A 9,614-nucleotide genomic window follows, 5' to 3' on the forward strand; every position below is an offset into this window, starting at 1 on the left:
GATCAAATCAATATGACTACTATTCAAGAACAAGCGACAACTTCTTGTTATGAGAGGTTAGAACGTTCTAAACCTATAGAAAAGCCAGACTCGGATAGTAAAGTTAATAAATGTTGACTTGAAATTTTCAATGCTAGGCATAGTCTAGCCACGACAGGGCAAGAAAGGTGGGCAGCCGAAGCTCTTGAAAGTGCTGCTATTGTTTACTTTTAACCACCAAAGTAAGAAATTAAGTACTAAAATTTCTTACTTTGGTCTTTTATTCGTTAGTTTTCTCTTTTTCAACCTTGCCTAACAGAGATTTTCCATATTCAGCCGCTTCTAAAATATCACTAAAAATAGGAACTCCCATTTTTTCAAGATACTTAATGTATATTGCATTAAGTTGAGGATCTTGAACTAAATACATCAAAAGGTTGTTGTCATGTGATAAATAAAATATTGCCGCACTGTTTAATTTAGGTATACTGCAAACGTAAAAATTTTCTATTAAACCTAATTGGGTAAGAGAATTATGAATAAGCTCATCAGTAATTTGAGGTCTTGTCTTCTCTTTCGATTTTTTAGTTTGACGTTTCATCTTCTAAATTTAGTATTTAATTTCTAGTTTATCTCAGGAATATAAAATGATTGAAACTCAAAATCCCAATCATTAAGTATGTAAAGTTTTATGATAAATATATAATTAAGCCTTTTATCTGCAAGGCTTCTATATACCTATATCATACTCACATTGTACCTATATTGTACCTATTTGGTACTGGATTAGTACCAAATAGGTTTTATACTACTAAACATGGCGGTAAGGACTAGAGCAAAAGCATAGTTATACTTTTATTATTCATCTGTGAATAAAGATTCTAAATCTCGATAACCACTTGCAACACGAGCAACACTAATTCCATCTTCTCTTGAGTAGTAAAATATAATATAATCATCTACAACAAATCCGCGCAGGTTTGGTACAAGCCTGCTATAACTTTTCCCCATATTTGGGAAATTAGCTAATAATTTACACTTGGCACGAAAGTCATCAAAAAGCTTAGAGGCGGCTTTTGGGTTACTCCGAGCAATATATTCACAAATTTCATCTAAATCTTGAATTGCTGCCTCTGAAAGTGAATAATTATTCATTCAGAAGATTCCTCAGCAATTAAACGAATTTTTTCTTGGAATCTAGCAAATACAGCTTCGCCATCAGTTACTTGTCCTGCTGCAATTTGTTCAGTTCCTACAGCAATTTTTTGGCGTAATTCTTCAAGTCGTTGCTCTCTTTGTTGTAACAGTTTAAAGGCTTCATTGATGACATCATCGGCACTGGCGAATCTACCACTTGCTAACTGTGCCTGAATAAATTGCTCTAGTTCTGGTTTAATTTGGATGTACATATCGACTAAGAATTTGGTTAAAAGTTGTTGGACAATTTATAAAATTAAACTGCTATTACCTACAGCCGTCCTTCCCGTTGCAGTTTCTCCTGGGCAGCAGTCAACAGCCATGCCCTACGGCTGGTCTTGGTTAGTTTGCGTGCATCATCAATGAGGTTGCACAACTGCTCAGGTATCGCCATTTGAAACCGTACTTCTTTAGGAGTGTCGTCAATTTCGTTCTCTATTGGTGGTGGGCTACCAGCATTTATGACACGCTCAATGTCTACCTGTAAGGGCTGGTTTTCATTAGAGCGACTTGGCTTCTTAATAGTCATTTTGTACCTTTTTGATTCTGATTTGATACTATTTTAGTACCAAAACAATACTGATATAGTGTTTCTAACTCCTCTACTGCTTTATGATCGCGTGGCTTGATTTCAGTTACAGCCAGTCCTTGAGTATGGGCATTAGGAAAAGATTTTCTATCTCCAAGCCTTGGTGGAATTAAATCAATCCCTGGAGTCTCCTGAATGATTTGCATTGCATCCTCGTTATCTCGCCCGGATGCGTCGGCACGATTGAGGAACGCCCAAGCTTTTAGGTCTGGGTTGACAGTTCGCACTTCATCTAAAAGTGCTGCTACTTTCTCCAATGTCCAAATATCTGGACCTCGCGGTGGCATGGGTAACAGCACAAGATGAGCAACGGTTAACGCTGCCCGTTGAGTGCTTGTATCACGTCCACCTACATCAATAATTACATCTTCATAACGGGGAGCTAGTTTCAAGACTTCATCTCTGGCTGCTCTACCGCGAAGCTGCACACAGGTTAGCTTTTGACTACCTTCAGGATAATGTTCGCTACGGGTTGATGCCCAGAGGGTGGTTGTCTCTTGCTCGTCGCCATCTACGAGCAGTACATCGTCACCATCTGCTACGCGCCGAGCCGCTAGGTTGGCGGCTACTGTACTCTTGCCTGCCCCGCCTTTGATGCCGCCGATAACGACAATCATGGTACAAATTAAGTTGTTTATTGGTTCATATATTAGACTAATTTGGTACTTATTTAGTACCAATACAGGATTATAAGCGAATGGGTGAAGATTCGCCATATTAGTGACATTTTTACCTGAAAATGAATTTAGGAAAAACGTTTCTCCTAACCTAATTGGTTGAGGAATTAAGAAAGCTACTCCCTAAACTAAGAGCGGGTTAGGGAGTGTATGACGGCGACTGTTTTGGGGAAATCACAATAAGACTTATTCCGGCATAGCTCCCTAACATGCAACTGATAGCCTCTGGTTTATTAATCGTCGGACTAATTTACTGAATGTGGCTGTGAGTAGAGCGCAAGAAGTGTATAAATAAAATTCCTTTGCGGAATCAGTAATTAAGATAATGTAGTATATAACAGTCAAGTATCATGCTGGTAAATAAGGTAGTAGATGGAGGCACTAACTACAGGTACAGTCGCTTTTACAACTTTGGTAGTGGTAAATTCATTAATTTGTCAACTAACAAAACCTTTGATGTAGCTTTGCTTTAGAAAGGTTGATGCAACTTCTGAAGCAAGAATCGTCTGATACAGCGAAAACTTTAATAACAGCAAAGGAAAACGCCGCAATTTTATGTTGTAGCTTGCTTTCTTGGTGTCAGGTTGAAAATAAAATGTTTTAGTTATTAGTACTTGTATATTATGCAAAGGTTATCTGCTCAGATATTACCAGGGGTAGCAACAACAGCTTCTGTGATTTCAGTTTTAGCTTTGGCAGTTGCCACTACCATTAATAACCAGCCAAGTTATGCTGGGGCAAACAAGTTCTTTTGTACAAAGGAAGGCAATACACCAGTCACGAAGGTACGCACCTCACGAGGCCCTGAGACATTCATTCGTTGGGTAGTTCAAGATTTTAAAAAGTTCCCACCCGCACAGCGCTGTAAGGTTGTTTCAACTAGGTTTCAACGCTATTACGATAATGGTTCGCTTTTTATCACTACCAGAGATAACTTTAACAACTATCCAGTTTTGTGCATTGCCAATCGCAAAGGCACACCTTGTACATCAGAAAATGTACTAGTCACCCTCAAACCCGGAACTGATACAGGAAGAGTTTTGCAACAGATACTTGATTTCCGCCGTGGTGTTGGAGATTCAGTTGTTAATTTAAGTGGATGTCAAGCTATTAGCTACGAACAAGGTGATTTGTATCTCGATGTTAAGCAACTTCTAGACGGGAAGCAGTGTAGCCAATCGACTTCTAATACTACCACTCCTCAAATAGAACCTGTGGAACCTAGCTCTAGTTTGTAGTTCCTTGAGGAATTTATTTGAAGATGAACTGGCAATGGTTAAGAGGCGGATTTGGGTATATAGTTTGCATGATTTGTCTTGGTGGTATTTCGTTAGCACTGCCAAGACAGCAAAGCATTTCTGATATTACCAGAGGTTCGCGATCACTAACTCCCCTTTCGGTAGAGCAATTGCAACAATTAGCAAAAACAATCACCGTCAAAATCTTCGCAAAAGAGTTACTAGGTTCAGGAACTCTGCTGCAACGAAAAGGACAAATTTATACAGTAATCACTAATGCTCACGTCTTGAGAGCAGCTCAACCTCCCTATCAAATTCAAACACCAGATGGGCGTATTTATAAGGCTTCTCTATTGCAAGTTGCAGAATTTCAGCAGGATGATTTGGCTGTGTTGCAGTTTCGTAGCCGTGATATACTTTATACAATTGCTAATATCAAAGATGCGTCTACCCTACAAGTTGGGGATGAGGTTTTTGTGGGTGGATTTACATCTAATATGACTGCTCAAAAGCTGTCTAGCCAAGCAGAGAAAATCTTCAACAATCGGTTTGTGTTTACCTCTGGTAAAGTAACACTATTGCTAGACAAGGCTTTAGAACAAGGCTACCAGATTGGGTATACCAATGATGTCCTTAAAGGGATGAGTGGCGCACCATTGCTAAATATACACGGCGAAATGGTGGGTATAAATAGTTTGCATAAAAATCCGATTTGGGATACGCCGGAAGTTTATCAAGATGGTTCCCAGCCTGATCAAGATTTACAGGAACTAATTACACGTTCTAGTATGGCTGTACCGATTAGAAAAGAAGTATTGCAACATCAGGAAAATAAATCATGAAGTTTGCTGGACTGTCGGCTATATTGTTTGGTGCAGCAATTGTTATTATACAGCCGCTAGTTGTTGCGGCGTTAACACCCTCAGAAGCTAGTGTGATCGCTCAACAAATAACAGTCCGCATTGATGGAGCAAATACTGGTTCTGGTGTAATTCTTGAGTCTCAAGGTAATAATTACACTGTTATCACTTGCTGGCATGTCGTGCAACTTGAAGGTAGTTACACAGTTCAAACATCAGATGGTAAGCAATATACGATTAATCACAGCCAAGTGAAACGATTGCCAGGTGTTGACTTGGCAGTGTTTCAGTTTACTAGTAACCAAAATTACTTTGTTGCAAAAAAGGGAAATTCTGAACAAGTAAAATTGGGTACAAATGTTTATGTGGCAGGTTATCCTCAAGGAACATCAGACATAGATTTTCGTAAGGGTTCAATATCTCGTGTTGTAACAAAACCAAATAATGGTTATGCTTTTATTTATGACATAGGTGGTTTTCCTGGGATGAGTGGAGGGCCGATACTAGATGAGCAAGGTAAATTAGTGGGAATTCATGGCCGCGCTACAACTCGTCCAGATACTAATGCTACTACTGTATATGGAATTCCCTTGAAGACTTATTTAAGTTTTGCACCCTCTACATCACCTGTTAATGCTAATAACTTATCCATTAAATTTGTTTTAGCGAAGACCCTCAAAGAACATTCTAATTATGTTATTAGGTCAGTCGCCTTTAGTCCAGATGGCAAAACTTTAGCTAGTGGTAGTTCAAACAAAACTATCAAAATCTGGAATGTCGCCACTGGGCAAGAAATTACCACACTTAAAGATAAAGAAGATTCTGATACTGTTATGTCAGTACTTCAAGGAAATTCTGTTGTGTCAGTCGCCTTTAGCCCAGATGGCAAAACTTTAGCCAGTGGTAGTTTGGACGGTACTATCAAAATCTGGAATGTTAGAACTGGGCAAGAAATTACTACACTTCAAGGACATTCTAGTAGTGTTAGGTCAGTCGCCTTTAGCCCAGATGGCAAAACTTTAGCCAGTGGTGATTGGAGGAGAACTATCAAAATCTGGAATGTTGGCACTGGGCAAGAAATTACTAAACTTCAAGGACATTCTGATTATGTTGAGTCAGTCGCCTTTAGCCCAGATGGCATAACTTTAGCCAGTGGTAGCAAGGACGGTACTATCAAAATCTGGAATGTTAGAACTGGGCAAGAAATTACTACACTTAAAGGACATTCTAGTTATGTTTTGTCAGTCACCTTTAGCCCAGATGGCAAAACCTTAGCTAGTGGTAGCACGGACAAGACTATAAAAATCTGGAATGTCACCGCTGGGCAAGAAATTACCACACTTCAAGGACATTCTCGTTATGTTCAGTCAGTCACCTTTAGCCCAGATGGCAAAACTTTAGCCAGTGGTAGTTGGGACGGTACTATCAAAATCTGGAATGTTAGAACTGGGCAAGAAATTACCACACTTCAAGGACATTCTAGTTATGTTTTATCAGTCACCTTTAGCCCAGATGGCAAAACTTTAGCTAGTGGTAGCAAGGACGAGACTATAAAAATCTGGCAGTTGTCTAAGTAGACGTAACTAGTTATTTTCTCGTGGAATATTAGACTAGTTCTCAAGAAATGACCTCAAATGGTTGATTGCTATTGGTATTGAGCCGAGATACAAGTAAAAAGCAGCAAGATGGTCTGAAAAGGCTAACTGTATATAAGTTTGGGCGTTTTTGATGCGGAAATAGGATTTTGCCTGAAGATACTTGCAATCTGAGGGTCAATAATTGCTTTTCACCTACCAAAGAGAATTAATAATACTGTTTGGTTGGAGTCTCTGGATTGGGCTACAAAGCTTGATGTCAAAGAGTTTCAGTCAATTTACGCCAAAAGATGATCATTGCCCTAGCTATAAACCCTGTAAATAAAGTTAATAAATACTCCGGTTTTTGTAGCTATGGATACCTAAGTTTTGTCCCCTGGTGCCAATTTTACTTAAAAATGGCTGAACCCTATATATAGTAGGAGTTTCCAGACCATCTTGCAGGTTTTTACTCATATCTCGGCTCAATACCCTATTAATTCTATATATTTGAAAATCTCTGTCGAGTGTAAAGATTCGTCTCTGATTTAAGGGTTCAATCGCAGAAACAAAGTCTGCCTACGCAGACTAACCGAAAATCAAGTTTTTGTCTATGTAGCCACGACTTCCAGTTGCCTGGTGCAAGATATTAGTTAATTATTTTCGATAATTTGAAATGACTGAATCATCGCTTCAGCAGTAGGTAAATACTGAGAATATTTTGCCGCCTCTGCTGTATACGTAATAAAGTAAGCTTTGCCGTTCCTCACGGTTCCAACTTCCATAACTTGGAGTTTACATTGTTCATCTTGACGATTATAAATTAATTTATAAGCATTAAAGTTTGATAGTGTTGTTGATGGTTGAGAATCATCTGTAATTTGTTGATTTTGATTAATCTTTTTAATTTTTTCTCTAGCCTGATTTTTATACTCCTCTAAAGATAACAATTCTTGAGGTAAATCATTGACATTAATTGTTATCCCAAAAGTGCAAGAGTTCACTTGCTTTGGATTTTTAGGGAGAAATTGAATCACGTCACCGCCAAAATCAGCATTGGGTTTAATTGGTTGCCATTCGTTTGATGGATATTTAATTGTGATACCAGAATTAGGGTCTTTGTAAGTTAAAAGAGTAGGTTTAGTATTAATCAGATATAAAATCCATAAAATTACAGGAGAAATTACACTCACTACACCTACACCCAGCCAAACTTTCCCAAACCGAAATTTAGAAGATAATGCTTTGATAGCCTGCAATGCTTCATCTGCTGATTGATAACGCTGACGATAGTCATAGCGCACCATCTTATCGAGAATATTTGCTAATTTAGGACTAACTTGAGCGCGATCACGCCAGACAATCTCCCCAGTTTGAGGATCTGTAGGTAGTCCTCCATAAGCAGGATTTATCCCTGTTAAAGCTTGAATACCAATAATACCGACTGCATAAATATCACTACTAAATGTCGGTTGACCCTTTGCCTGTTCGCTCGGCATATAACCAATAGTACCAATAGTAACAGTAAAAATCGCCTGTTCTTGAGGATTCACAACTTGAGTAATAACTTCTTTGACTGCCCCAAAGTCAATTAGTATAATTTGGTTATCGGCTTGACGACGACGAACATTTGAAGGTTTGAGATCCCGATGAATTAAGTTTTGTTGATGAACAAAGGCTAAAACTTCTAAAATATCCTGTAAAAGTTTAATTACGTAAGCTTCACTAAGTTGTGTACCTGTTACTAATTCTTGGCTTAGGTCGTGACCTTCTATATATTCCTGCACTAAATAAAATTCTTGGTTCTCTTGGAAGAATGCTAGAAGACGCGGAATTCGATCATGATTTCCTAATCTTTCTAACTTTTGAGCTTCTGTGTCAAATAATCTTTTTCCAACTTGCAAGGTATACGGGTCAGTAGATATTGGTTTAAACTGCTTGACAATACACAAAGGATTTCCTGGTCGTCTTGTGTCAATAGCTGTGAAAGCAACTCCAAATCCTCCTTTGCCAATTTGTTCAAGAATTTGGTAGCATCCACCAAGAATTTGACCGCTCATTCAAGTCACCGATCTCCCTAATCAAATTTTTCTTAACTGTTTTTCTTACTTGCACTCAATTCTATAAATATTTGACTGATTTTTAAGGGCTAATTAGACTGGTCAGCACTACTAATGATCGTGGAAGCCCGTCCCGAAGACCGCATGAGCCGAGCCTTCTTCGGCAACGAGTTCGGTCTGCGAATTCCGAGGCGCTAATTTCAGCCTTCGGCCAGCTTTTAGCATTAACTTGAGCAGTGAAGACTATGCCTAATGGTCAGTCAACTCGATTGCAACTTTCTTATTCATCGCATTCAATTCTTGTGATTAAACCTGACCTGGAAATTATCTTCAGTACACTGTTGTCTGCCTAGACACAATAAGAATACTTGATACAAATACTCCCTATTGCGGGTAGCAATAGGGAGTATTTGTGCGGAGAATTTCTGTTTTGCTTCAAACGGACGCTCACACCTTTTGGATCAAAAATGAGTATTTGCGCGTCATCTAAAGCCAAATTATTGCTTAGAAACACATTTTGAGCAAAACTCTACTTTTTCATATTACTCAATACTACATTTGTAACCAAAAAGCTGCACTCCACTTGTGAGCTACACCCTAGCTGTGCTTTAAACACCACTTATTACATAGACTTTATGTACTTTATCAGTATTGAAATAGTAGTTCTAAATACCTTGCCCAAGTGGTAGCTGTTGGGTAGCTCAACTGGTGACACACCGCTACCAGTTGAGTAGTAAAAAAGCGAGTTGTTGAAAATTTGATGATTCCCCAACTGGTAGCTATACAGTAGCCCTACTGCTACCAGTTGAGCATAAGACTTTTACCGAAAAATTCTGGTGTAATGCTTACTGACTATGACTTACAGCAAATTTTGAACGCTGGATTCATTCTCAATAACTTCAAAATTATTGAGAATTGATAATACACTTGTGTTGCAATTGTGCTTCAATAATTCTTTCATTAACTTAACCCAGGACACCTAACAGGAGAAGAAAAAGAATTACTAGAACCCCTAAATGCGCCAAGATAGCTAAAAACCCTACACAGCAGGCTTTTTAGCAGCAGAGGGGGTTTTGTGACCGCCAAATTTCGCGCTCGGTGGCTAAGATAATTGTGTATGTACCCACTACACCTTTTTGCCCTAACGGGTGGCTTGCGCCATTTCTCCCTGACGGTCGAAACAAAAAGGTTCCGTGGGGTCTGCGACGCAATTACACTCAATCAAGGAAAAAAGTGGCATGGCTTACGCTATTGCACGAATTAAAAAACTCAAGCGCAGTAACTTGGCAGGCAGTGAAGCGCACACCGCACGTCAGCGAGAAACACTCGCGCCAATTCTCTCGCATTTCTCCCGCTCATGTTGCCGCCGATTAGTTTAGCATCTTCGCGTGATTCTAGATAATCCAACAGCTTGCTCTCAACCTCTACCCTTAGTCTGCT

At 39.1% G+C, this 9,614-nt stretch carries 9 protein-coding genes; 3 read left to right on the top strand and 6 right to left on the bottom strand.

Annotation, left to right across the window (positions count from 1 at the left end; translation table 11 throughout):
* Positions 1–259: 259 nt before the first annotated feature.
* The 5 genes from H6G97_RS38200 to H6G97_RS38220 all read right to left on the bottom strand — a co-directional run bounded on the left by H6G97_RS38200 (position 260) and on the right by H6G97_RS38220 (position 2,481).
* Positions 260–580 carry a hypothetical protein gene (locus tag H6G97_RS38200; protein WP_190945887.1) on the bottom strand — a complete coding sequence of 107 codons (321 nt, stop codon included), beginning with the start codon at positions 578–580 and terminating at the stop codon, positions 260–262.
* A 257-nt stretch (positions 581–837) separates the two neighbouring features.
* Positions 838–1,134, bottom strand: a complete 297-nt coding sequence (locus H6G97_RS38205) for a type II toxin-antitoxin system RelE/ParE family toxin (protein WP_190945888.1) — start codon at positions 1,132–1,134, stop codon at positions 838–840.
* Positions 1,131–1,388 carry a type II toxin-antitoxin system ParD family antitoxin gene (locus tag H6G97_RS38210; protein ID WP_190945889.1) on the bottom strand — a complete coding sequence of 86 codons (258 nt, stop codon included), beginning with the start codon at positions 1,386–1,388 and terminating at the stop codon, positions 1,131–1,133. Before H6G97_RS38210 ends, H6G97_RS38205 begins: the two co-directional genes overlap by 4 nt.
* Before the next feature lie 59 nt (positions 1,389–1,447).
* Positions 1,448–1,705 carry a hypothetical protein gene (locus tag H6G97_RS38215; RefSeq protein WP_163932981.1) on the bottom strand — a complete coding sequence of 86 codons (258 nt, stop codon included), beginning with the start codon at positions 1,703–1,705 and terminating at the stop codon, positions 1,448–1,450.
* Positions 1,702–2,481: an AAA family ATPase gene (locus H6G97_RS38220; RefSeq protein WP_199349936.1), complete on the bottom strand. Its 780-nt coding sequence runs from the start codon at positions 2,479–2,481 to the stop codon at positions 1,702–1,704. The genes H6G97_RS38215 and H6G97_RS38220 overlap by 4 nt, the downstream gene beginning before the upstream one ends.
* 584 nt (positions 2,482–3,065) lie before the next feature.
* Here H6G97_RS38220 and H6G97_RS38225 point away from each other — a divergent pair.
* Genes H6G97_RS38225 through H6G97_RS38235 form a run of 3 tightly spaced genes read left to right on the top strand, consistent with a single transcriptional unit; the run spans position 3,066 to position 6,117 of the window.
* Positions 3,066–3,680, top strand: a complete 615-nt coding sequence (locus H6G97_RS38225) for a COP23 domain-containing protein (protein ID WP_190945890.1) — start codon at positions 3,066–3,068, stop codon at positions 3,678–3,680.
* Between the two features lie 23 nt (positions 3,681–3,703).
* Positions 3,704–4,522, top strand: coding sequence for a S1 family peptidase (locus H6G97_RS38230; protein ID WP_242055839.1), 819 nt, complete (start codon positions 3,704–3,706; stop codon positions 4,520–4,522).
* Positions 4,519–6,117, top strand: a complete 1,599-nt coding sequence (locus H6G97_RS38235; protein WP_190945891.1) for a WD40 domain-containing protein — start codon at positions 4,519–4,521, stop codon at positions 6,115–6,117. Before H6G97_RS38230 ends, H6G97_RS38235 begins: the two co-directional genes overlap by 4 nt.
* Positions 6,118–6,767: 650 nt before the next feature.
* Here H6G97_RS38235 and H6G97_RS38240 read toward each other — a convergent pair.
* Complete coding sequence (locus H6G97_RS38240) at positions 6,768–8,174, bottom strand: serine/threonine-protein kinase (protein WP_190945892.1); 1,407 nt, start codon at positions 8,172–8,174, stop codon at positions 6,768–6,770.
* Positions 8,175–9,614: the final 1,440 nt, after the last annotated feature.

The sequence above is a fragment of the Nostoc flagelliforme FACHB-838 genome, assembly GCF_014698065.1.
In the GTDB taxonomy this organism is placed as follows: Bacteria; Cyanobacteriota; Cyanobacteriia; order Cyanobacteriales; family Nostocaceae; genus Nostoc; species Nostoc flagelliforme_B.